The organism is Allobosea sp. CER48 (assembly GCF_044752385.1).
In the GTDB taxonomy this organism is placed as follows: Bacteria; Pseudomonadota; Alphaproteobacteria; order Rhizobiales; family Beijerinckiaceae; genus Allobosea.
The window spans coordinates 1-21,889 of sequence record NZ_JBIWYK010000004.1 but is presented as its reverse complement, the minus strand read 5'-3'; the positions used below and the strand labels follow the sequence as shown (position 1 = coordinate 21,889).

At 67.3% G+C, this 21,889-nt stretch carries 20 protein-coding genes; 6 read left to right on the top strand and 14 right to left on the bottom strand.

The genetic code is table 11. The annotated features are described in order from the left end of the window. From ACIPIA_RS00440 to ACIPIA_RS00410, 7 genes are all read right to left on the bottom strand, one after another. Positions 1 to 1,280, bottom strand: a 1,280-nt coding sequence (locus ACIPIA_RS00440; RefSeq protein ID WP_400505586.1) for an MmgE/PrpD family protein, incomplete at its 3' end; no start/stop codon positions are given. Then, positions 1,277 to 2,134: a nitrilase-related carbon-nitrogen hydrolase gene (locus ACIPIA_RS00435; protein ID WP_400505584.1), complete on the bottom strand. Its 858-nt coding sequence runs from the start codon at positions 2,132 to 2,134 to the stop codon at positions 1,277 to 1,279. The genes ACIPIA_RS00440 and ACIPIA_RS00435, both read right to left, overlap by 4 nt. Positions 2,135 to 2,189: 55 nt before the next feature. After that, positions 2,190 to 3,080 (bottom strand): glycine betaine ABC transporter substrate-binding protein, encoded by an 891-nt coding sequence (locus ACIPIA_RS00430; RefSeq protein ID WP_400505582.1) that lies wholly within the window; start codon positions 3,078 to 3,080, stop codon positions 2,190 to 2,192. Between the two features lie 38 nt (positions 3,081 to 3,118). Next, positions 3,119 to 3,847 (bottom strand): ABC transporter permease, encoded by a 729-nt coding sequence (locus ACIPIA_RS00425; protein ID WP_400505580.1) that lies wholly within the window; start codon positions 3,845 to 3,847, stop codon positions 3,119 to 3,121. 1 nt (position 3,848) lies between these two features. After that, positions 3,849 to 4,955: an ABC transporter ATP-binding protein gene (locus ACIPIA_RS00420; RefSeq protein WP_400505578.1), complete on the bottom strand. Its 1,107-nt coding sequence runs from the start codon at positions 4,953 to 4,955 to the stop codon at positions 3,849 to 3,851. Beyond that, positions 4,952 to 5,611, bottom strand: coding sequence for an ABC transporter permease (locus tag ACIPIA_RS00415; RefSeq protein WP_465246946.1), 660 nt, complete (start codon positions 5,609 to 5,611; stop codon positions 4,952 to 4,954). The genes ACIPIA_RS00420 and ACIPIA_RS00415 overlap by 4 nt, the downstream gene beginning before the upstream one ends. Positions 5,612 to 5,734: 123 nt before the next feature. Beyond that, a complete protein-coding gene (locus ACIPIA_RS00410; protein ID WP_400505576.1) occupies positions 5,735 to 6,730 on the bottom strand; it encodes a GlxA family transcriptional regulator in 996 nt (331 codons plus the stop codon). Between the two features lie 187 nt (positions 6,731 to 6,917). On the opposite strand from ACIPIA_RS00410, the gene ACIPIA_RS00405 reads away from it, so the two are divergent. Continuing rightward, the gene (locus tag ACIPIA_RS00405; protein ID WP_400505574.1) at positions 6,918 to 8,156 is read left to right on the top strand and encodes an aromatic ring-hydroxylating oxygenase subunit alpha; all 1,239 of its coding nucleotides are present in this window, start codon (positions 6,918 to 6,920) and stop codon (positions 8,154 to 8,156) included. Beyond that, positions 8,153 to 9,208, top strand: a complete 1,056-nt coding sequence (locus tag ACIPIA_RS00400; protein ID WP_400505573.1) for an FAD-binding oxidoreductase — start codon at positions 8,153 to 8,155, stop codon at positions 9,206 to 9,208. The genes ACIPIA_RS00405 and ACIPIA_RS00400 overlap by 4 nt, the downstream gene beginning before the upstream one ends. 120 nt (positions 9,209 to 9,328) lie before the next feature. Here ACIPIA_RS00400 and ACIPIA_RS00395 read toward each other — a convergent pair whose 3' ends face one another. The 7 genes from ACIPIA_RS00395 to ACIPIA_RS00365 all read right to left on the bottom strand — a co-directional run bounded on the left by ACIPIA_RS00395 (position 9,329) and on the right by ACIPIA_RS00365 (position 16,627). Next, a complete protein-coding gene (locus ACIPIA_RS00395) occupies positions 9,329 to 10,495 on the bottom strand; it encodes an NAD(P)/FAD-dependent oxidoreductase (RefSeq protein ID WP_400505571.1) in 1,167 nt (388 codons plus the stop codon). A gap of 8 nt (positions 10,496 to 10,503) precedes the next feature. After that, positions 10,504 to 12,117: an FAD-dependent oxidoreductase gene (locus ACIPIA_RS00390; RefSeq protein WP_400505569.1), complete on the bottom strand. Its 1,614-nt coding sequence runs from the start codon at positions 12,115 to 12,117 to the stop codon at positions 10,504 to 10,506. 98 nt (positions 12,118 to 12,215) lie between these two features. Further along, positions 12,216 to 12,974: an amino acid ABC transporter ATP-binding protein gene (locus ACIPIA_RS00385; RefSeq protein WP_400505567.1), complete on the bottom strand. Its 759-nt coding sequence runs from the start codon at positions 12,972 to 12,974 to the stop codon at positions 12,216 to 12,218. After that, on the bottom strand, positions 12,971 to 13,822 hold the full coding sequence (locus tag ACIPIA_RS00380) for an amino acid ABC transporter permease (RefSeq protein ID WP_400505565.1): 852 nt from the start codon (positions 13,820 to 13,822) through the stop codon (positions 12,971 to 12,973). Before ACIPIA_RS00380 ends, ACIPIA_RS00385 begins: the two co-directional genes overlap by 4 nt. Continuing rightward, positions 13,819 to 14,559 carry an amino acid ABC transporter permease gene (locus ACIPIA_RS00375; RefSeq protein WP_400505563.1) on the bottom strand — a complete coding sequence of 247 codons (741 nt, stop codon included), beginning with the start codon at positions 14,557 to 14,559 and terminating at the stop codon, positions 13,819 to 13,821. Before ACIPIA_RS00375 ends, ACIPIA_RS00380 begins: the two co-directional genes overlap by 4 nt. A 157-nt stretch (positions 14,560 to 14,716) precedes the next feature. Beyond that, positions 14,717 to 15,535 carry a transporter substrate-binding domain-containing protein gene (locus ACIPIA_RS00370; protein ID WP_400505561.1) on the bottom strand — a complete coding sequence of 273 codons (819 nt, stop codon included), beginning with the start codon at positions 15,533 to 15,535 and terminating at the stop codon, positions 14,717 to 14,719. Positions 15,536 to 15,625: 90 nt separating this feature from the next. Next, the gene (locus ACIPIA_RS00365) at positions 15,626 to 16,627 is read right to left on the bottom strand and encodes a GlxA family transcriptional regulator (protein ID WP_400505559.1); all 1,002 of its coding nucleotides are present in this window, start codon (positions 16,625 to 16,627) and stop codon (positions 15,626 to 15,628) included. Positions 16,628 to 16,682: 55 nt separating this feature from the next. Here ACIPIA_RS00365 and ACIPIA_RS00360 point away from each other — a divergent pair, with 55 nt between their 5' ends. The 4 genes from ACIPIA_RS00360 to ACIPIA_RS00345 are packed head-to-tail and all read left to right on the top strand — an operon-like array spanning position 16,683 to position 21,827. Then, positions 16,683 to 17,933 carry a sarcosine oxidase subunit beta family protein gene (locus ACIPIA_RS00360; protein WP_400505557.1) on the top strand — a complete coding sequence of 417 codons (1,251 nt, stop codon included), beginning with the start codon at positions 16,683 to 16,685 and terminating at the stop codon, positions 17,931 to 17,933. A 24-nt stretch (positions 17,934 to 17,957) separates the two neighbouring features. Then, positions 17,958 to 18,233 (top strand): sarcosine oxidase subunit delta, encoded by a 276-nt coding sequence (locus ACIPIA_RS00355; RefSeq protein ID WP_400505555.1) that lies wholly within the window; start codon positions 17,958 to 17,960, stop codon positions 18,231 to 18,233. Further along, positions 18,230 to 21,214: a sarcosine oxidase subunit alpha family protein gene (locus ACIPIA_RS00350; protein WP_400505553.1), complete on the top strand. Its 2,985-nt coding sequence runs from the start codon at positions 18,230 to 18,232 to the stop codon at positions 21,212 to 21,214. The genes ACIPIA_RS00355 and ACIPIA_RS00350 overlap by 4 nt, the downstream gene beginning before the upstream one ends. After that, positions 21,207 to 21,827 carry a sarcosine oxidase subunit gamma gene (locus ACIPIA_RS00345; protein ID WP_400505551.1) on the top strand — a complete coding sequence of 207 codons (621 nt, stop codon included), beginning with the start codon at positions 21,207 to 21,209 and terminating at the stop codon, positions 21,825 to 21,827. The genes ACIPIA_RS00350 and ACIPIA_RS00345 overlap by 8 nt, the downstream gene beginning before the upstream one ends. Positions 21,828 to 21,889: the final 62 nt, after the last annotated feature.

Sequence of the window (21,889 nt, the reverse complement as noted above, 5' to 3'; positions counted from 1 at the left end):
TGCAAGCAGCCGACACCCATGACGGAAGCCTCTTCGCGGCCGAGGGCCGCGGCCAACAGATCGAACTTCGCAAGCATCTCGGCATCCGACAGCGGAGCCGCCCTGTCTCCGCGGGCGGCCACGTCTCCGGAGGTCAGAATCCGGCCGGACCTAAGCGTGACGCGAAGCCGCGCCAGCCTCTCGGCCGGAAAACGCCGGGACAATGCCGGCACTTCACTCAGCCGGACCCGGCTCAGGAGGTCGCCGATCGCGGGGTCGCTCAAGCCATCCGGGCCGATCTCCTCCGCACCCAGCCGCCCGCGGACCAGATAGGCGGCAAGCGGGAAGCCGATGGCGTACTGGGCAGCCTCGGTCGTCGTCGGCAGCGCTGTTCCCAGGCGCACGGCCTCGTGGAAGGTCTCGACTTCGACGCTGTCGATATCGGACGCGTCAAGCGCATGTTCCGACCTCAGGCGGCTCGCAGCCTCGATCGCCGGCTGCGCCCAGCGGCAGACCGGCCACGGCTTGAAGTACTGGTCGAGAATGAGCCAGCGCTCTCCAAGGTCGGCCCAGACTGGCGCCTGGTCCGGGGCTTCCATGGTGATCGCCGGAGCACCGGTGAAGCCCTCGCGGGCCAGATATGCCGCACTGACGCCCGCGAGCGCCCCCCAGCCGGAGCCGTCCTTCACCATCGTCGGATGGTCGATGCAGCGCATCATCTGGCTCCGCGGGCCGTGATATTCGGCAATGCCGAGAGCATGGCGGGTCTGCCCGGCCCCGAGCCCGAGCAGCCGCGCCGTGACGGCTGCGCAGCCCAGCGCGTTCCAGGCGCCGGACGTGTGGTAGTCGCAGGCGCTCGCGTGCAGGGCGATGCCAGCGCGGGTCGCGACCTCGTAGCCAAGCACAAGGCTCGACAAGAGGGCTTCTGCATCGAGACCGCCGCCGTCCAGCAGGCCTTCGGCATCCGCCACCGCCAGAATGGTCGGCAGGATGGCGACCCCGGCATGACCTTTTGTCAGTGCGTGGCCGTCATGGGCGTCGAATGAATCGATGGTCGTTGCGCCTGCGAAAGCGGCGCCGGCGGCGCTGGCCTTGCGTCCATCGAACAGAATGCGGGCTCCCTTGCGGCCGGCGCCGAGGTGGTCGACGGCGAAATCATGCGCGATGCGCGAGAGATCGGTCTGCCGCCCGCCAGCCGCGACGCCGATCAGGTCGAGCAGGCAGCGCCTCGCCTGGTGGCGCACCTCGCCCGGCAATTGCGCGAAAGTCAGCCCATGAATGAAGTCCGTTGGATCGATCATGGCGCGAGGTTCCCGTCTTTCGCGATCAGGCCGGCCAGCAGGGCGCCGACGAGCGCGGGGTCACTGTCGCGAACCGTCGGCAGCCGGCGCTGCGCCGCCTCCCCGTCCGCCAGTTCCAACGTCGCCGCGATCAGCTCCGGCATGGTGCCGGCGCGGGCGACCTCACGGCCCGAGGCATCGAGAATGCGCGAACCACCCCAGAACGTGGCGTCTGCGCGCCTGCCGCAATGATTGGCGAAGAGCGTCGGCAGGCCATAGGTCAGCGCGGTGTAAGCGAGATTGACCTCCCAGCCACGGGGGTTGTCGAAGCCGTTGCCGACGGCACCGAGCGCCGAGGCGGCAGGCAGGAGCAACAGATTGATGCCGGACAAGGCCGCGAGCCAGGGCAATGCAGGGTTCCAGGCATCGGCACAGATCAGCGTGGCCGCGCGCCAGCCGCGCCCGAGTTCCGCCGGCGCAATGGCGCTTCCGCGTGCGTAGACGCGGTCCTCGCGCAAGGCACCGTAGCCGGGCAGGTTCAGCTTTCGGTGAACCGCCAGCAACCTGCCATCGTGGAACAGGCCCTGGGCGTTGTAGAAGCGGCCGTCCCGGTCGCGTTCGATGAAGCCGGCGGAGATCGTGATCCCGCGCGCGGCCTCTGCGAGGCTCAGCAATTCCTGCGAGCCCTGGTCCAGCGCAAGCGTCCCGCAATCGGGCGAGGCCAGGTAATCCGTCAGCGACAGCTCGGGAAAGAGCAATAGCTCGACGCCGGTATCGCGGGCCTCGGCGATGACGGACAGATGCGTGGCGAGGTTCGCCTGCACATCGGCCGGCGCGCAGCGGATCTGGGCGACAGCGACTTTCAGCGACGACATGGCGGCTCGCATCGGAGCCGAAGGCGCATTGCGCCTTCGGCCGGTCGGGACAGGTTCAAACCAGCGACTGGCCCTTGAGGAAGCCGGCGGCGACCTCCTCCACGCTCTTCTTCTCGACATCGACGGAGGCGTTGAGCTTGGCCATGGTCGCGTCGTCCAGCTTGGCGGAGAGGCCGTTCAGGATCTCGGCGAGCTTCGGGTTCTTGTCGAGCGTTTCCTTGCGGATGACGGGCGTCATCGCATAGGTCGGGAAATAGCCCTTGGTGTCGGTCAGGATGACGAAGTCGAACGCCGGCACGCGTCCGTCGGTGGCGAAGACAAGGCCGACCTCGACCTGGGAATCGCGCAGCGCCTGATAGACCAGCCCCGTATCCATGCGCACGACGTTCTCGCGGCCGAAATCGAAGCCATAGGTCTTCTCGAGAGGCGCGAGCCCATCCGGGCGCGCATAGAACTCGGCATTGCAGCCGAACTTCATCGCCTGCCCACCCTTCACCTTGGCGGCGAGGTCGTCGAGCGTCTTGATGCCCTTCGCCTCCGCGTCCTTCTTGCGCATGGCGAGCGCATAGGTGTTGTTGGCCTTGGATGGATTCAGCCACACGAGCCCCTTGGCGGCGTCCAGTTCCTTGACCTTGGCATAGGTCGCGTTCGCATCGAGCTTGTCGGCGACCTTGTTGAAGGTGATCAGCGAGGTTCCGGTATATTCCCAGTACACGTCGATCTGGCCGGCTTCCTGCGCCTGGCGCAGCGGTGCCGTGCCGAGGCCAGCGCGCTTGTCGACGGCGAAACCCTTGGCCTTGAGCAACTGCGTCGTCATCTCCGCCATGAGCTGCTGCTCGGTGAAGTTCTTGCCGCCGACGACGACGGCCTGCGCCTGCGCGGCTAGCGGCAGGGCCGCGAATGCCAGCGCGGCGGAGGCGAGGCCGAGGAAAGTGCGCTTGAGCATGGTCGTATTCCCCTTCTTGTGTCTGAGTGGATCGCTGCCTAGCGCAGCGGGTTGACGCCTCGCGGAACCAGCCAGAACTGGATCTGGCCGATGAGGAAATCGACGAGCACGGCCAGCAGCGCCGTTGGAATCGCGCCCGCCAGAAGCATGCTCGGCTCCATCAGGTCGATGCCGGTGAAGATCAGTTCGCCCAGTCCGCCGCCGCCGATCAGGAAGGCGAGCGGCACGGTGCCGATGTTGATGGCGAAGGCGGTTCGGACCCCGGCCAGGATGACGAAGACGGCGTTGGGCAGTTCGACGCGGCGCAGGATCTGACCGGGCGTCATGCCCATGCCCCGTGCGGCCTCGATCAGGTGCTGCGGCACGGAGCGCAGGCCCGCGATCGTGTTGAGTACGATCGGCAGCAGCGTCAGCACGAACAGCGCAAAGACGGCCGGCGGAGAGCCGATGCCGAGGAAGGACATCGAGATGGCGAGGAGCGCCAGCGTCGGGATGGTGGTGCCGAGATTGACGATCTGCGTCACCGCGTCGGCAAAGATCTCCAGGCGCGGGCGGGTCAGGGCAATGCCGAGCGGAATGCCGACGACGAGCGCGATCGCGCCCGACATCGCCGCCAGCGCGAGATGCTGGCGGATGAGATAGCTGACGTCGCCGGAATAGCTCAGGATCGCGGGAATGGTGCCGCGCGCCTGCAGCCAGGCGCCGAGAGCGAAGGCCCCGAAGACGACCAGCCAGCGAAGCGTTCCGGCGAGGCCCTCGCGCGCCATCTCAGCTTTCCCGATAGGTCGCGCCGAGCACCTGGGTGATGCTCTTCTGGGTGATGTAGCCCTTGTAGAAGCCGTCATCGTCGACACAGGCGAGCCAGGTCGCGCCATGGGTGAACATCTGCGAGACGGCGGTCCGCAGGTCGTCCCTGACATTGACCACGCCCGGCAGAGGCTCCTGATGCTCACCTACGGTGCCCTTGCGCTCGCGTGCCTCCTCGATGCGGACTACGCCACGCGCCCTGCCCCGCGGCCCGACCATCACGACGGCAACATGGCCGTGCTCCGCCATGAGCCTGACGGCGGTATCGAGCGTGTCCTCGGCCCGCACCCGCGGCGGGGCCGCCATCATCGCATCCGCGACACGGATGAGACGCAGCCGCTTCAGCGTGCGGTCGGAGCCGACGAACTCCGAGACGAAGGCGTCGATCGGATGGGCGAGGATGTTGTCGGGCGTATCGTACTGGATCAGCTTGCCGTCACGGAAAATCGCGATGCGGGTCGCCATCTTCACGGCTTCGTCGATGTCGTGGCTGACGAAGACGATGGTTTTCCTGAGCTCGGCCTGGAGCTTCATGAACTCGTCCTGGATCACCTCGCGGTTGATCGGGTCGATCGCCCCGAAGGGCTCGTCCATCAACAGCACAGGCGGGTCCGCGGCGAGCGCCCGCACCACCCCGACCCGCTGCTGCTGTCCGCCTGAGAGCTGCTTGGGATAGCGCTTGAGGAAGACGGACGGGTCGAGATTGACCATGTCGAGCAGCTCGGCGGCGCGCTTGCGCGACTTTGCGCCCGGCCACCCCAGCAGATCCGGCACGACGCAGATATTCTCCTCGATCGTCATGTTCGGAAACAGGCCGATCTGCTGGATGACATAGCCGATGGAGCGGCGCAGCGTGACCTCGTCGAGGGCCGCCGTGTCCTTGCCATCGACATAGATCTTGCCGGAGGTCGGCGCGATCAGCCGGTTGATCATCTTCATCGTCGTGGTCTTGCCGCAGCCCGAGGGGCCGAGCAGCACGCAGACGGCGCCCGCCGGCACCTCCATGTCGATACGGTCGACGGCGACCATCGTCCCGAAATGCTTGGAGACCTGGTCGAGACGGATCATTTCAGCTTCAATCCCGGCGAGGTGAGGACGCGCTGCGCGAAGAGCAGGCCATAATCGGCGACGATCGCGAGCAGGCTGACGGCGATGGCGCCCGTCAGGAGCTGCCGGATATCGGTCTGCGAGATGCCGCGCGAGATGAAGGTGCCGAGCCCGCCGGCGCCGATATAGGTCGCGATGGCTGCGATCGCGATGTTGAGGACGACGGCACTGCGCACCCCGTTGAGGATCACCGGAAGCGCCAGCGGCAGCTCCACGCGGCGAAGCCGCTCCAGCGTCGTCATGCCCATGCCGCGCGCCGCTTCGCGCAGGGCCGGATCGACATTCATGATCGCGGTGTAGGTGTTCCGGATGATCGGCAGCTGCGCGTAGAGGATCAGCGCGATCACCGCCGGCAGGTAGCCGATGCCGTGCCCGATCGTCGACAGCAGAGGGATCAGGATGCCGAACAGTGCGATCGAGGGGATCGTGATGATGATCGAGGCGATGTAGAGGACGAGGTCCGCCGCACGCCTGTTCTGCGTGATCGCGATGCCGGTCGGCACGCCGGTGAGGATCGCGATACCGACCGAGACGCCGACAAGCGAGACGTGTTCGAGCATCCGCTGCCCGATCACCGGAAGATTCGCCATGATGAAGGCGATCGTCTCCACTGCCATCCCCTGTCGACGGTTATCCGCCTTGTCGGGGAAGTGTCGATCAGAACCTTTCCAAGCTCGGGCCGGAAAAGCGACATCGCATGTCGCGCTTGCGACGCGGCGTCGCGAGGTTTGCGAGCCGCTTCAGGCGGCCGGCGACGGCGCTTCCTCTTCGGCCGCCGCCGGGCGCCCGCGCAACTGGCTTGGCCGCACGCCCTGCAGCTTTCGGAACCAGTGGGCGAAGTGGGAGGTCGAGGTGAAGCCGGCAGCGATCGCGACCTCGAGGATCGGTCGATCCGAATAGAGCAGCAATTCTCGGGCCCGGTCGATCCGAAGCGAGAGATAATAGCGGGCAGGCGAAGTCTGCAGATAGCGCAGGAAAAGCCGTTCGAGCTGGCGCGGGCTCATGCCGACGGTCTCCGCGATGTCGGCGATCGAGATGGTGTCCTCGACATGCCGCTGCATCAACCGCACGGCGCTGCGCACGGCGGGCGGCAGGTTCGACATGCGCTCGAGCCGGCCCCCGCTCTGGTTGTCCCGCTCGTCGCGGATCCGATCGTGGTGGAACTGGTTTGCGACACGCCGGGCGAGGTCGGCGCCGTGACGCTCGGTGATGAGATGCAGCATCAGGTCCATGGCTGCGGTACCGCCCGAGCAGGTCATCCGGTCTCGGTCGATTTCGTAGAGCTTGTCGGTGCAGGTGAGACCGGGGAACTCCTCCTGGAAGGCCGGGCGATTCTCCCAGTGGATCGTCGAGCGGTATCCGTCGAGCAGGCCGGCGCGCGCCAGCAGATAGGTGCCGGTGGACAGCGAGCCGACGCGGATGCCGCCGCGCACCGCCTTACGCAGCACCGCGAGATAGCGCCGCTCATCCACCGACTGGATGCGCAGGCCGCCGCAGACGAAGAAATAATGCGATCCGGCCAACGCACCTTCCGCCGGTTCGGTCGGGATCGGAATGCCGTTCGAGGCGGCGAGGACGCCGCCGTCCAGGCTCGCCAGCCGCCAGCGCCAGGCCTCGCGGTCGATCAATCGGTTAAGCGAGCGCAGCGGCTCGATGGCCGAGGCGACGCTCATCATGGAGAAGCCCTCGACGAGCAGCAGCGTGACGATCTGGGTGCCGGCAGGCGCCTCGCTCATGGGCTCGGATCTCCTCGCTTGCATGATCCAACCTGGAGTCGATCAAAGGAAAGCGGATTTCCGACATTGTTGCAATGAAAGCGACATCCGATCGTCGCAAAGCTTGTCGGCGAAGTCGCAATATTCCGGTCCTTGCCGATGCAGGCGGCACACAATCGCGATCATCCGTCCGCAGAGTCCTCCGCCGATGATCGATCGCGACCGCATCCGACAGCTCCTGGCAGATCGCCGCGAAGGCTTCAGCCTGCCGCAAGCCTTCTATGTCGATCCGGCGATGCACGAGACCGACCTCAAGGCGGTGTTCGAGACGGAATGGCTCTTCGCCTGCAATGCCTGCGAGATCAGGAAGCCCGGCGACTACCTGACGCTCGCCATCGGCGACAATCCGGTCGTCGTCCTTCGGGACCGCGACGGACAGGTCCGGGCGTTCCACAACAGCTGCCGACATCGCGGCTCGCGGATCTGCGGCCATGAGAAGGGCCGCGCCAACCGCCTCGTCTGTCCGTATCACCAGTGGGTCTACGAGCTCGACGGCTCGCTGATCAACGCGCGCCAGATGCCGGCCGATTTCAACCGCGCGGATCATGGGCTGAAACCCGTCCATGTCGAGGTGATCTGCGGCATGGTCTATGTCTGCCTGGCCGAGAACCCGCCGGATCTGACGCGTTTCCGCGAGGCGGTGACGCCCTATATCGCGCCGCACATGCCAGAGCGCACCAAGGTCGCCTTCGAGATGACGCTTATCGAGGACGCCAACTGGAAGCTCGTCATCGAGAACAACCGCGAGTGCTACCACTGCGCCGGAAACCATCCGGAACTGCTTGTCACGCTCGTCGAGTTCGCCTTGCCGGACGACCCGCGCGGCCCGGCGGAATTCAAGGCGCTGATGGACCGTAAGACGGCAAAATGGGATGCCCTCGGCCTCCCCCACCAGCCGGCTGACGGGGGGCAGGAGTTCCGCTGCATCCGCCTGCCGTTCCATGAGGGCGCAGTGTCCTTCACCATGGATGGCGGCCCGGCCTGCCGGAAACTCCTTGCCGATTTTACCGAGCCAGATCTCGGCTCGGTCCGCATGTTCCGCGTTCCCAACAACTGGAACCACTTCCTCGCCGACCACATCATCCATTTCAGGGTTCTGCCGCTCGCGCAGGACAAGACCGCGGTGCGGACGACGTGGCTGGTGCACGAGGATGCTGTCGAGGGCGTCGACTACGATGTCGAGCGCCTCACCGAGGTCTGGATCGCGACCAACGCGCAGGATGCGGAGCTGGCGGCCGTGAACCATGCCGGCATCCGCTCCATGGGATACCAGCCCGGCCCCTACGCGCCGTCCGAGTTCATGCTGACCAACTTCACCAACTGGTATGCCGGCAAGATGGCGGCCTATGCCGGCAGCCCGACGCCGTTCAGGATCGCAGCGGAATGAAAGCCGGCATCCTCGAAGCCGCCGGCGGCGGCTCGCCATCGCGTGACATGCTGCGATTGACCGTCGTCGACATTCGCGACGAGACCCACGACGTCAAGACATTCGTCTTCCGTCCAGACGGAGGTGTTCCGGCCTATATTGCCGGCCAGTCGATGACGCTGAAGCTCGAACTCGCCGGAGAGGCGCTGTTCCGAACCTTTTCGCTGGCGTCAGCACCGGACGGCAGCGACACCATCGCGATGACGATCAAGGCCCACGCGAAAGGGCGCGTCACGCGCTGGCTGCACGACCGGCTCAAGGCCGGTGCGCAGCTTGACGCCCATTCGCCCAGGGGGCGCTTCACCATAGACAGCCGCCGGACCGACAGGCTAGCGCTGGTCTCGGCCGGCTCGGGCGCGAGCCCGCTGATGGCGATGCTGCGCCACCTCGCGACGACTGAGCCCGGCATCGACATTCACTGGCTCCATGCCGCCCGCACGCCGCGCGACGTGCTGTTCGGCCGTGAACTCGCGGCGTTGCAGGCGAAGATGCCGCGCCTCAGGGTGTCGATTCTGGTCAGCCGGCCGGAGCCGGGCTGGTTCGGCTTCGGCGGCCGGCTGGGCCGGCGACTGGTCTCCGTCGCGGTGCCGGATTTCGCGCGCCGCGAGGTCTTCTGCTGCGGCCCCGCGGGTTTCATGGACGAGACCCGGCTCGTCCATGCAGCCGAAGGCGGTGGCAGGGAGCTGTTCCATATCGAGCATTTCGCGTCGGGAGCACCGCCCTCGCCGCCCGCGGTGCCGGCCGATGCGCCGGCGCAGGGCTATGCGGTGCGTTTCGGCGACAAGCAGTTCACCGCTCAGCCCGGGGAGACGCTGCTGCAGGCGGCGACGCGCCAGACCATCGTCATTCCCTGTGGTTGCGCCTCGGGGATGTGCGGCACCTGTCGGGTTTCTCTGGTGTCGGGCGCCGTCGACATGCAGCACGATGGCGGCATTTCCCCGGAGGAGGAGGCGCAGGGCTATATCCTCGCCTGTTCCTCGCGCCCGAAATCGGACGTCGCCATCGCGCTGTGAGGGGTTCGCGTGATGCAGGCTCCCGTGGCGGGCATCACGTCTTCAAGTCGGCACACGATCAGAGCAGCGAAATCGTGGATGGTCGGGACAGGCGACCATGACGGCTTGGGCCTTCTGCTCTCAGGCGGCCAGCGCCTCTGCCGCCGCCGTCACCTGCCAACCCTGCAGCTCCCGCCAGTTCGGCTCCAGCTCAGCGAAGCGCGACAGCTTGAAGGTCGAGATGTCGGCGAAGCCGCATGTGCCCTCGAGCACGAGATCGCGGATCGCATGACCGCTTGCCGGGGACAGGCCGAAGCCCACGCTCGAGAGCGTCGCGACCACGACATTGGCCTGCGCGTCGAGCCGGTCGATCACCGGACGCCCGTCCGGCGTGTTCTCGATCACGCCGGCCCAGGAGCGGATGATGCGGGCATGGGCCGCCTTCGGCAGCAATTCGGCGAGACGCCTGCCCATGTGCAGCATCAGCGGCGTGGTCGGCTTGGCCGGGGTGCCCTGCTCGGCCATGGCCAGCCATTCGTGCGGCCCGCCGCCATAGGCCAGGTTGCCGCGCAGCGTCTGGCGGCCATAAAGGCCGCAGCCATCGACGCCGCCGAGAGGCATCAACGGCAGCGGTTCGGTGACGATCATCTCGCATCGCGCCGACTGCACGGGCACCTCCTGCCCTAGCATGGCCGAAAGGCGCCCCGTCTGCGGACCGGCAGCGAGGACAAGGCTGTCGCAGCCGATCGGGCCGCGATCGGTCTCGACGGCCGTCACCCGGCCGCCTTCGCAGCGGAAGCCCGTGACGGTCGTGTGCTGGAGCACGCGCCCGCCATGATCCTGCATCGCCCAGGCATAGCCCTGCAGCGTGCGATGGGGGTTGGCGTGACCGCCAAACTTGTAGTGATAGCCGCCAACGATGGTATCGCCTGCGAGAGGCACTATCTCCTGCGCCTGCTTGACGTCCAGCACCTCGGAGGCGAAGCCCTGCCTCTCGGCATTGCGCAGGGCACGGCCATAGAGACCCATCTGGTGCTCGGTGGCGGCCAGGCGCACGCGCCCGCCGCGAAACTCGGTCGGGTAGCCGAGCAACTCGTCCATGATCGGCCACAGCCGCTGTTCCTCGGCAAAGAGAGGCGAGTGATGGTGCGAACAGCCGCCGCCATTCCGGCCGGAAGCCTCCCAGCCGATCAGCCCCTTCTCCAGGACCAGCACGTCGACGCCGTCACGCGCCAGCCACCAGGCGGCGGAAAGGCCCGTGACGCCGCCGCCGACGATGACGACGGAAGCTCCCTTGATCTCGCTCATGACCGCTCTCACTCGCTCGCGACGGGGCCGGTCGCGTCATTGGTCGCGACTGTGTAGCGCTCCGGGACCTCCCAGAACGGAACCCATTGCGCATGCATGCCGAACCAGGTGTCCCAATGCTCGGCCTGCTCCCGTGATTCCGGCACATGGGCCGTCATCGACAGCGGCATCGGCCGCGTCGGAGCGCGGTAGCCTGCGAGCGGGATCGCCGAAAGGGGCTGCGCGGCGCCAAGCGCCAGCAAGGCGGCAACCTGCTCCCGGCAGCGCCTGCCCTGGCATGGGCCCATGCCGGCGCGTGTCAGCCGCTTCACCTGATCGGGATTGGGCGGCCCGTCGCCGAGCAGCGCCGTCAGGGAGCGGTCGTTGCGACGTTCGTTCTGCCAGTCGAGATAGCGCGGCGGGCGGATTTCGAGGATCTCGCGCGCCGTCACCTCCTCGCACTGGCAGACATGAAATTCGGCGCGCGCCTCGACGACGCTGGCACGGACCCAGGCCAGTCGATAGGCGGAGATATCGCATTCCGGCGGCGGCGGCAGCTCGATGCGATCATCCGTTGGCGCAGCGGCCCCGAGCGCGGCAACGGCCCGTGCAGCCTCCGCCTCGGCGATCCCGCGGCCGCGCGTCTTCGCGGCCCAGATCCCGGCGCAGTCACCGACCGCATAGACATTGGGGATGCTGGTGCGCTGGCTGGCGTCGAGGATCGGCGCATAACCGCCACGCTCGGGCTGGAATCCGACCTTGCAACCAGCCGCATCGATGAGGTCGATGACGGGCGTGGTGCCGACCGCGAGCACGATACCGTCGCAGGCGATTCTCCGCTCGTCGGGTGCCGGCCGGCCCGTTTCCTCGAGCCTGGCGACCAGGGCCGCCTCGACGGCCTCGCGTCCGGCAGCCTCGCGCACGACATGGCCCGTGAGAATCTCGGCGCCGCCGTCGCGCAGGCGCGCCAGCAAGGCCGCATCGCCCACGGCTTCGGGCGCGTGCTCGACGATCGCCGCGATCTCGGCCCCGTTCCCGCGCAGGGCCAGAGCCGTCGTCAGCGCCTCCGTACCCGAGCCCAGAACAACGAGCCGGCGCGGGCCGAGGGCGCCGTATCGCGTCGCGAGACTGAGCGCCGCGGTGGCACCTATGACGCCCGGCTTCTCCCACCCCGGAAAGCCAAGCCCCATGTCGCGCCTGCCGCAGGCGAGAATCACGTGCTTTGCCTCGACCAGGAAGCTGCGCTCGTCGTCGGCCACACCCGCGACCAGGCCAGGCATCCAGCCCAGCGCGGAGCCGTTGGCGAAAAGCCCCCAACAGGCGGTGCCGAGCCGAACGTCGATTCCTGCCTCGAAGGCCTCCTCGATCCGCGGCTCCGAGGCGACGAACGCCTCCATCATCGCGTTGCGGTTACGGGCGTTGGCGGCCATGCCCTGCCCGAAATGCAGAGGGACGTCGTCGCCCATCGTCTTGAAGGGCACGGGGTTTTCGTCAACCAGCAGGACGCCGAATCCGCGCGCCGCAGCCCCGATCGCCGCCTCGAGACCGGCCGCGCCTGCGCCGATGACCAGCACATCGACCTTCTCGTCGATCGTCAGCGGCTTGCCGGTGACGGATTTCGGATCTGAGGCGGGAATGTTCATGGGCTTCGCTCTCGAATGACGGCAGCCATTCTTGGGCTGGCGGAGCGCATTGGCCGGCCGATTTGCGACATCGGCCGGCCGGGACGCGACATGTCGCGTCAGAGCACCTGATCGAGGAAGGCGCGGGTGCGAGCCTCGCGCGGCGCGCCGAAGAACTCGGCCGGCGGCGCATGCTCGACGATCACGCCGCCGTCGGTGAAATAGACGCGATCGGCCACCTCGCGGGCGAAGCCCATCTCATGGGTTACGAGAATGCAGGTCATGCCTTCGGCGGCGAGATCGCGGATGGCGACGAGCACCTCCTTCTTGGTCTCGGGGTCGAGTGCCGCTGTGACCTCGTCGAACAGCATCACCTTCGGATTCATCGCCAGCGAGCGGGCAATCGCGACGCGCTGCTGCTGCCCGCCCGAGAGCTCGCCGGGATAGGCGTCGAGCTTGTGCGACAAGCCGACCTTGGCGAGAAGCCGCCTCGCGCGCTCGCCGACATCGGCCCTGTCCTGCTTGAGGACGTGGATCGGCGCCATCATCACGTTCTGCAGCGCCGTCTTGTGCGGGAACAGGTTGTATTGCTGGAAGACGATGCCGACGTCCCGGCGCAGCGCGAGCTTATCGAGCGCGGGATCGTTGACCTGCCGCCCTGCGACGGTGATCGAGCCCTTGCTGATCGGCACCAGCGCGTTGATGCAGCGCAGCAGCGTCGACTTGCCGGAGCCGGACGGGCCGATGATGCACACGGTCTCGCCGCGGCGGATGGTGAGGCTGACGTCCTTCAGGACCGGGAAGGCGCCGAACGCCTTCTCGACGCCTTCGACGACGACGACAGGCTCGCCGAGTTCATGCTTGGCGACCATGGTCATCCCTTCACGTTGAAGCGGCGCTCGAGCGCCATGGTGAGGCGCGCGATCGGATAGCAGTAGGCGAAGAACATCAGCAGGAGCAGGAGGTACATCGGCAGCATCAGCTCCGGCCGGCTCTCGGCGACAAGGGCCGCGCGCGTCACCGTCAGCCCGTCCTGGATGCCGACCACCGAGATCAGCGTCGTCGCCATGGTCAGGATGGCATAGAGGTTCATCCAGGGCGGGATCATCCGCTTGAAGGCCTGCGGCAGGATGATCATCCACATCGTCTGGCGGCGGGTGAAGGCGAGGGATTCCGCCGATTCCCATTGACCCGACGGGATCGAGCGAATGCCGCCGCGCACGATCTCGGAGACGTTCGCCGCGACCGGAAGCGCCAGCCCGATGATCGCCTTGATCCAGGCCGGAAACGCGATGGTGACCGACCCGACCCGCAGTTCGAAGGGCAGCAGGAACATCGCGTAGAACAGCAGCACGAGCCAGGGCGCATTCCTGAAGAACTGCGTCGCGGCCCAGGCGGGCTTCCTGAGAGCCGCCGACGGCGAGACCTGGCCGATGCCGAAGAGCAGGCCGACCGCCGTCCCGAGCGCCATCGACAGGAAGCTGATCAGAAGATTGAACAGGAAGCCCTGGAAGATCAGTGGCGCCCAGCGCCACAGGATCGTCACGGCGCCGTCGCGCGCGGCCGGCCCGGACGCCTGCGCCACCGCGAGCGATGCCGCAAAGACGATCGCGACGCCGGCGACGAGGCCGGCGCTCAACAGCACGGGCGCGGCAAGCCCGCTCGGCGCGATCTGCACCGCGCGAAACGGCTTCAGGACCGGCAGGTCGGTGGCACCGCCGCTCATGGCATGTAGCCCGGAATGCGCATGGCCTTCTCCCAGCGGTGCATGACCCAGACCAGCACCCCGACGAGCAGGACGTAGACGACGAGCAGGACGTTCATCATCTCGCGGACGTTGAACATCTCCGACCAGATCTGCGACGCCGCATAGAGCAGCTCCGGCACGCCGATCGCATAGGCGAGCGTGGTGGTCTTCACGAGGTTGACGAGGTTGTTGTTCAGCGCCGGCAGGCAGATGCGGAAGGCGAGAGGCAGCACGATCTGGCGCCAGAGCTGGAATCGCGTGTAGCCGAGCGATTCAGCCGCCTCGACCATCGTCTCGGGCACCGCCTCGATGCCGGCTCGGAATATCTCGACATTGAAGGCCCCGGCGAAGAGCGAGAAGGCAATGATCGCCCAGCCCGTGCCGCTGACCAGCGGAGATTGCCCGCCGAAGCCGTCCGACACCGTCGGCAGCAGCCCGCCCACGGCGAAGTAGAAGAACGAGAGCTGCACGAGCGGCGGCGTGTTGCGGAAGAACTGGACGTAGATCCGCACGAGAAGGCGGCCGAGCCGCGAGCTGCTGCCCGCGATCCACACGCCGAGGAGCCCGATCGCAAGCGAAGCCAGGATCGAAACGATGCAGATGTAGGTCGTCGTCCACAACCCCGTCAGGAAGCGCGAACGGTCGAAGGCATCGTAGAAGATCGAGAAATTCAGCCCCTGCGTGTCGTTCAGGCGCTCGAAGAAGGCTGCGATCATCGTGTCTTCCGTTGGTTCCGGCCTCATTCCGGCCGGAGGCGAACCAGCGCCGCAGGGCCGGAATCCATCGACGGGCACCGCTGCGCGACGATGGATTCCGGGCCTCGCTTCATGCGTCCGGAATGACGGGTGGAAGCCGCGTGCTAGGCGTCGGTGCCTACGAACCCTTCAGCTTCTTGTTCGTCTCGATCAGGTAGGGGCTCTGCTTGATGCCCCACTTGCTCTCGAGCGCCAGGAGCTTGCCGCTCTTGTGCCATTCCACCGACATGTCCTTCAGCAGCTTGCCGAAGGCCCCGTCGAGATCGTCGAGCCGCACGGCCACGGCCCAGAGCTGCGGGTCTTCCGAATTGAGCGGCATCTCGTAATTCGTCCATTTCGGATCGCCGCCCGAGAGCGTCGAAACGATGAGCGTATCGTCGAAGAGGAAGGCGACGCAGTTGTTGCCCTGCAGCGCGTTCAACGCGTCCGGCACGGATGGGAACACCACCAGCTCCGGCGAATACATCTGCGAGACGCGACGGTTATAGTACGCGCCCTGGACGGCGCAGACCTTGCGGCCCTTCAGATCCTCCCATTTCTTCAGGCCGGCGCTTTTCGGCGCGAGAACGTTGGTGGCGCCCGCATAATAGTTCGGCTCGATCATGCCGATCTGCTTGCGCCGCTCCGCGGTGTCGCCCAGGGTCGCGATCATCAGGTCGATGCGGCCCTGGCGCAGGAACTCGATGCGGTTGGCGGCAATCACCGGAACCATCTCGAGCTTGACGCCGATCTTGTCGGCAACCTCCTGCGCGAGATCGATCTCGAGGCCGACGATCTTGCCTGACGGATCGAGGAAGCCCCAGGGCTTGTAGTCGTTCTTGACGCCGACGGTGAGGACGCCCTTCTCCTTGATCTTGGCCAAGGTGTCCTGCGCGAGAGCCGGCAGGGCAGTGAGCGTGGCGGCGAGTGCCAGCGCGAGAGCGGAGAGCTTGTTCATCGGTCGCAATCCCCTGTCTTTATATTTGAAGCCCTAGACTTCAGGCGGATCGACCGGCGGAATTGACCCCATGCGACGCGTTCTTGACGTTTAGCGCCGAGTGATCGGGTGTTGCGTCAGGCGCTCGGACCTTGGGGAATAACCGAAACGCCCATTGTAGCTGCGGGAGAAATGGCTGGCGCTGGCGAAGCCGCAAGCCAGCGAAACTTCCAGGACCGAAAGGCTGGTCTGCCGCAGCAGATCGCGCGCCCGATCGAGGCGCAGTATCATGTAGTGCTCGCCAAGCGACCGCCCGAGATGCTGACGGAACAGGCGCTCGAGCTGGCGCAGCGAAACGTTGGCGAGCCGGGCCAGGTCTTCGCGGGTCTCGGGATGCTCGATGGTCTGCTCCATGCGGCCGATCACCCGCAGCAGCGGCGCGTGCGCGATGCCCAGCCGCTCGCGCAGCGGCATGCGCTGCGGGCCGGCGCCCTCCCGGACATGGGTCTGCAGGAACCACTCGCTGACGGCCAGCGCGAGCTCGCTGCCATGCTCGCGCGCGATCACGGCATGAAGCATGTCGAGCGGGGCCGTGCCGCCGCTGCAGGTCAGGCGGTCGCGGTCGATCTCGTAGAGCGAGCGGCGCAGGTCGAGGTCCGGATACTCCTCCAGAAACGCTGGCGCATGCTCCCAGTGGAGCGTGAAGCGGTAGCCGCCCAGGACGTTCGCGCGGGCCAGCAGATACGGGCCGCCGGAGACACCACCGATCCGCACCCCTCGTCGTGCGAGCTGGCGCAACCAGGCAAAAGTAGGCTGATGCTGGAACAGAGCCGGATTGCCGCCCGCACAGACGAACAGATAGTCGAGGCGCAGATCGGCGCCGACGCTCGCATCGGCGGCGATGGCGACGCCGTTCGAGGCCGAGGCGGGCGCTCCGTCGATCGAAACATGGCTCCAGCGATACAGCGCGCGGCCGGAAAGCCGGTTGGCCGCGCGCAAGGGCTCGATCGCCGAGGCATAGGGCAGCAGCGCAAAATCCGGGATCAGCAGGAACCCGACATGAGTGGGCGCGCTATCGTCGCTGGCAGGCAATCGCATGTCGCTGTCGAGCATGTCGCAGAGCCTATGTCGGTCAATCTCGGGAAGACAAGCCCGTCCGGATCCTTCGATGCGCTATTCAGTCTTCTCGTTGCTCGCTCAAGCCCTTCACGGGCACAAGGGCTGGACGCCCGCCTGGCGCGACCCGGCGCCGAAGGCGGAGTATGACGTCATCATCATCGGCGGCGGCGGGCATGGCCTTGCTACGGCTCATTACCTCGCCAGCCGGCACAACATCACCAATGTCGCGGTGCTGGAGAAGGGCTATCTCGGCTCCGGCAATGTCGGGCGCAACACCACGATTATTCGGTCGAACTACCTGCTGCCCGGCAACACGCCCTTCTACGAGCTCTCGATGAAGCTCTGGGAAGGGCTCGAGGAAGACCTGAACTACAACGCCATGGTCAGCCAGCGCGGCGTGATCAACCTCTACCACTCCGACGCGCAGCGGGACGCCTTTGCCCGGCGCGGCAATGCGATGCGGCTCGCCGGGGTCGATTCCGAGCTGCTCGGCCGCGAACAGGTCCGGGCGCTGCTGCCCTATCTCGACCACGACAATGCCCGCTTCCCGATCCACGGCGGCCTGCTGCAGCGCCGCGGCGGATCCGCCCGGCACGACGCCGTCGCCTGGGGCTATGCCCGCGCCGCCGACAGCCGCGGCGTCGACATGATCCAGAACTGCGAGGTGACCGGCATCACGATGTCCGGCGGGCGTGCCGTCGGCGTCGAGACCTCGCGCGGACCAATCCGCGCCAGGAAGATCGCGATGGCGGTGGCCGGCAACTCGTCGCGGGTGGCGGCGATGGCCGGACTGCGGCTCCCGATCGAAAGCCATGTGCTGCAGGCCTTCGTGTCGGAGGGCCTCAAGCCGGTGATCGACACGGTCGTCACCTTCGGCGCCGGGCATTTCTACATCAGCCAGTCGGACAAGGGCGGCCTCGTCTTCGGCGGCGACATCGACGGCTACAACTCCTACGCCCAGCGCGGCAACCTGCCCGTGGTCGAGGACGTGATGGAATCGGCGATGGCGCTCTGGCCGGGGCTGGGCCGCGTGCGGATGCTGCGCCACTGGGGCGGCGTCATGGACATGTCGATGGACGGATCGCCGATCATCGATTTCACGCCCGTCGACGGGCTCTTTCTCAATTCCGGCTGGTGCTATGGCGGCTTCAAGGCGACGCCGGCCTCCGGCTTCTGTTTCGCCCATCTGATCGCGACGGGCCAACCCCATCCGGTCGCGGCAGCCTATCGGCTCGATCGCTTCGCCACGGGGCGCCTGATCGACGAGAAGGGCGCCGGCGCCCAGCCCAACCTGCACTGACAGCGCGCTGCCGAGGACCATCCCATGCGCATTGACTGCCCCCATTGCGGCGCGCGCGACGCCCAGGAATTCACCTATCTCGGCGCGGCCGACCCGCGGCGGCCCAACGGCATCGCCGCGACGGAAGCCGCGATGACCGACTATGTCTATCTGCGCGACAACCCGGCCGGCGCGCATCGCGAGCTCTGGTATCACGGCGCCGGCTGCCACGCCTGGCTGGTCGTGACGCGCGACACGCGCAGCCATGCGATCAGCTCGGTCGAGGCTGCCAAGCTGCGCAAGCCGGGAGCCGAGGCATGAACGGACAGCCTTTCCGCCTCGCGTCCGGCGGCCTGGTCGACCGCAGCCAGGCGCTGGAGTTCCGCTTCGACGGCAAGTCCTATCGCGGCTTTGCCGGCGACACGCTGGCCTCCGCGCTGCTGGCCAATGGCGTGCGCCTCGTCGGCCGCTCTTTCAAATATCATCGTCCGCGCGGCGTCCTCTCCGCCGGCCCGGAGGAGCCGAACGCGCTCGTCGAATTGCGTTCTGGTGCCCGCCGTGAGCCGAACACCCGCGCGACCGTCATAGAGCTGTTCGACGGGCTCGACGCCGCCAGCCAGAACCGCTGGCCCTCGCTCGCCTTCGACCTCCTCTCGATCAACGGGCTGCTCTCGCCGGCTCTCGTCGCTGGCTTCTACTACAAGACCTTCATGTGGCCGGCGGCGTTCTGGGAAAAGCTCTACGAGCCGCTGATCCGCCGGGCGGCGGGCCTCGGCCGGGCGGCCGGCACGGAAGATCCCGACCATTACGAGAAGGCTTTCGCCTTCTGCGACACGGTGGTGATCGGCGGCGGCCCCGCGGGCCTCGCGGCGGCGCTGGCGGCCGGGCGCAGCGGCGCCCGCGTGATCCTGTGCGACGAGGATTTCCGCCTGGGCGGGCGCCTGCTCGCCGAGAGGCGCGAAATCGACGGCAAGCCGGCGGCCGAGTGGCTGGCCGCGACGCTGGCCGAGCTCGAAAGCATGCCCGAGGTGCGGATCATGCCGCGGACGACCGTGTTCGGGCTCTATGACCACGGCATCTACGGGGCGGTCGAGCGCGTGGGCGACCACCTGCCCGAGCCGGCTGCCCATCAGCCGCGCCAGCGGGGCTGGCGCATCTATGCCAAGCGCGCGATCCTTGCTGCGGGCGCGCTGGAGCGGCCGATCGTCTTCCCCGGCAACGATACGCCCGGCGTCATGCTCGCCGGAGCGGCGCGAACATACGTCAATCGCTTCGGCGTTTTGCCGGCACGCGAGACGGTGCTGTTCACCGCCGGCGACGATGGCTGGGCGACGGCGCGAGACATCGCCGCTGCCGGCGGCAAGGTCGCGGCGATCGTCGATACCCGCTCGGGCACCGACCCGGCGCGCAAGGCTCTCGCCGAGCAGCTTGGCGCACGGTTGTTCGCAGGTGGCGTGGTCGAGGGCGCGCGTGGGGGCCGCCAGCTCGACGGCGTCACGATCCGCGACGCCTCCGGCGCGACGACGAATGTCGCATGCGACCTGCTGGCGCTCTCCAATGGCTGGAATCCGACCCTGCATCTGACCTCGCACCAGAACGGCAAGCCGGCCTGGGACGAGGCTCTGCAATGCTTCGTTCCCGGCACCTTGCCGGCGGGGCTTGCGGTGGCAGGAAGCGCGGCCGGGCGCTTCACCCTGGCTCAGGCGCTGGAAGATGGCGCGCGGCTTGGCCGCGAGGCCGTTGCCGAAGCCGGCCTGACAGCTGTCGCCGCGGAGCCCGTGCCCGTGACCGACCCCGAGACCACCGCACTGACGCCGGTCTGGCGGGTGAAGGGAGCGAAGGGCAAGGCCTTCGTCGACTACCAGAACGACGTCACCGACAAGGATGTCGAGCTTGCGGAGCGCGAGGGCTTTCGGCCGGTCGAGCATCTCAAGCGCTACACCACGCTCGGCATGGCGACGGACCAGGGCAAGACCTCGAACCTCTCCGGCCTCGCCATCATGGCCGAGCAGACGGGCAAGACGATCCCGCAGACGGGAACCACGACCTTCAGGCCGCCCTATACGCCGGTGGCGATCGGCGCGCTCGCCGGCCATCACCGCGGCAAGGATTTCAGACCGACCCGCCTCGCGCCGACCCATGACTGGTCGCGCGAGCAAGGCGCCGTCTTCATCGAAGCGGGCCAATGGCTGCGGGCGCAATACTATCCGAAGCCCGGTGAGAACGACTGGCTGACGACGGTCAATCGCGAAGTCCTGGCGGTCCGTTCCAGCGTCGGCATCTGCGATGTCTCGACGCTCGGCAAGATCGACATCCAGGGCGCCGATGCGGCCGAGTTCCTGGAGCGGGTCTATATCAACGGCTGGAAGGCCCTCCCCGTCGGCAAGGCGCGCTACGGCCTGATGCTGCGGGAGGACGGATTCGTCATGGATGACGGCACGACCTCACGCCTCGGCGAGCAGCACTTCCTGATGACCACCACCACCGCCAATGCCGGCAAGGTGATGCAGCACCTGGAATTCTGCCACCAGGTGCTCTGGCCGGAGCTCGACGTGCGGATGGTTTCGGTTTCCGAGCAGTGGGCGCAGGTCTCGATCGCCGGCCCGAAGGCGCGCGAGACGTTGCGCGGCGTCGTCGATCCCTCGCATGACATCTCGAATGAAGCCTTCCCTTACCTGGCGGCACGGGCCGTAAGCGTGGGCGGAGGTATCCCGGCGCGTCTCTTCCGCATCTCCTTCTCGGGCGAACTGGCCTACGAGCTGGCCGTTCCCGCTGATTACGGCGATGCGATGGTGCGGGCCCTGATGCGGGCGGGCGAGCCCTTCGGCATCACGCCCTACGGTACCGAGGCGCTCGGCGTGATGCGCATCGAGAAGGGCCATGTCGCCGGCAACGAGCTCAATGGCCAGACCACGGCGCGCGATCTCGGCCTTGGCAAGATGATGTCGACCAAGAAGGATTTCGTCGGCCGCCTGATGGCCGGCCGACAGGCGCTCGTCGAGACGGATCGGCCGTCGTTCGTCGGGTTCAGGCCGATTGACCCCGCGCAACGCCTGCGCGCCGGCGCACATTTCATCGGCATCGGCAAGGCGACGACGATGGAGAACGACGAAGGTTACATGACGTCCGTCGCCTATTCCCCGCATCTGAAGCATTGGATGGGCCTTGGCCTAATCCGCGGCGGCGCCGGCCGCATCGGCGAGCGCGTGCGCGCCTACGATCCCGTCCGCAATGGCGACATCGTCGTCGAAATCTGCTCGCCTGTCTTCGTCGACCCCGAAGGAGCACATCTCCATGGCTGAGACCGCGATCTCATGGGACATGCGCGGCGGCTGGAGTGGCATCGCACAGCCGGGTTCCTTCGGCGCGGCGGGCGAGACCGGTGTCGTCGCCACCTTGCTGGACGGCTTCGGTCTGGCAAGCGTGATCGCGAAACCGGATGGTACGACGGCCCTGTCGCGGACCTTCGAGACGCAACTTGGCCTCGCGCTGCCATCGGCGCCGCGGATCGTGCGGGCCGCAGCCCACGATGTCATCTGGGCCGGTCCGGATCAGTGGTTGCTGCGTGCCGCCTCACGCGAGCGTTTCCCGGCGCAGCTCGGTGCACTCGCGTCTCACGCCGCCGTCAGCGACCAGAGCGACGCGCGCGTCGCGCTCAGGCTGTCGGGTCCGCATGCGCGCGACGTGCTGGCGAAGGGCGTCATGCTGGACCTCCACCCCGCGGTTTTCGCCGTGGGCGATGCCGCCTCGACCAGTATCGCCTATGTCGGCGTACAGCTCTGGCGGTTGGCCGAAGGGGAGGATGGAGCGGTGTTCGAGGTCATGGCCCCGCGCAGCATGGCAGGCAGCTTCTGGGCCTGGTTCGTCTCATCGGCGGCCGAGTTCGGCTGCGCGGTCGCGGCCGGCAGGGGTTGACCGCAGCGCGTCGCGCGCTGCCGGCCGAATGCCAGCGGCTGAAATCGACGCATATGAGGGAC

Excerpts from the sequence above, each read along its gene's own strand:
- ACIPIA_RS00415 (WP_465246946.1), bottom strand. The coding sequence starts at position 5,611 with ATGGCAGTGGAGACGATCGCCTTCATCATGGCGAATCTTCCGGTGATC.
- ACIPIA_RS00395 (WP_400505571.1), bottom strand. The coding sequence starts at position 10,495 with ATGAGCGAGATCAAGGGAGCTTCCGTCGTCATCGTCGGCGGCGGCGTC.
- ACIPIA_RS00425 (WP_400505580.1), bottom strand. The coding sequence starts at position 3,847 with ATGGCGCGCGAGGGCCTCGCCGGAACGCTTCGCTGGCTGGTCGTCTTC.
- ACIPIA_RS00420 (WP_400505578.1), bottom strand. The coding sequence starts at position 4,955 with ATGATCCGTCTCGACCAGGTCTCCAAGCATTTCGGGACGATGGTCGCC.
- ACIPIA_RS00375 (WP_400505563.1), bottom strand. The coding sequence starts at position 14,559 with ATGATCGCAGCCTTCTTCGAGCGCCTGAACGACACGCAGGGGCTGAAT.
- ACIPIA_RS00390 (WP_400505569.1), bottom strand. The coding sequence starts at position 12,117 with ATGAACATTCCCGCCTCAGATCCGAAATCCGTCACCGGCAAGCCGCTG.
- ACIPIA_RS00430 (WP_400505582.1), bottom strand. The coding sequence starts at position 3,080 with ATGCTCAAGCGCACTTTCCTCGGCCTCGCCTCCGCCGCGCTGGCATTC.
- ACIPIA_RS00405 (WP_400505574.1), top strand. The coding sequence starts at position 6,918 with ATGATCGATCGCGACCGCATCCGACAGCTCCTGGCAGATCGCCGCGAA.
- ACIPIA_RS00380 (WP_400505565.1), bottom strand. The coding sequence starts at position 13,822 with ATGAGCGGCGGTGCCACCGACCTGCCGGTCCTGAAGCCGTTTCGCGCG.
- ACIPIA_RS00355 (WP_400505555.1), top strand. The coding sequence starts at position 17,958 with ATGCGCATTGACTGCCCCCATTGCGGCGCGCGCGACGCCCAGGAATTC.
- ACIPIA_RS00345 (WP_400505551.1), top strand. The coding sequence starts at position 21,207 with ATGGCTGAGACCGCGATCTCATGGGACATGCGCGGCGGCTGGAGTGGC.
- ACIPIA_RS00370 (WP_400505561.1), bottom strand. The coding sequence starts at position 15,535 with ATGAACAAGCTCTCCGCTCTCGCGCTGGCACTCGCCGCCACGCTCACT.
- ACIPIA_RS00350 (WP_400505553.1), top strand. The coding sequence starts at position 18,230 with ATGAACGGACAGCCTTTCCGCCTCGCGTCCGGCGGCCTGGTCGACCGC.
- ACIPIA_RS00400 (WP_400505573.1), top strand. The coding sequence starts at position 8,153 with ATGAAAGCCGGCATCCTCGAAGCCGCCGGCGGCGGCTCGCCATCGCGT.
- ACIPIA_RS00435 (WP_400505584.1), bottom strand. The coding sequence starts at position 2,134 with ATGTCGTCGCTGAAAGTCGCTGTCGCCCAGATCCGCTGCGCGCCGGCC.
- ACIPIA_RS00360 (WP_400505557.1), top strand. The coding sequence starts at position 16,683 with ATGCGCTATTCAGTCTTCTCGTTGCTCGCTCAAGCCCTTCACGGGCAC.
- ACIPIA_RS00385 (WP_400505567.1), bottom strand. The coding sequence starts at position 12,974 with ATGACCATGGTCGCCAAGCATGAACTCGGCGAGCCTGTCGTCGTCGTC.
- ACIPIA_RS00410 (WP_400505576.1), bottom strand. The coding sequence starts at position 6,730 with ATGAGCGAGGCGCCTGCCGGCACCCAGATCGTCACGCTGCTGCTCGTC.
- ACIPIA_RS00365 (WP_400505559.1), bottom strand. The coding sequence starts at position 16,627 with ATGCTCGACAGCGACATGCGATTGCCTGCCAGCGACGATAGCGCGCCC.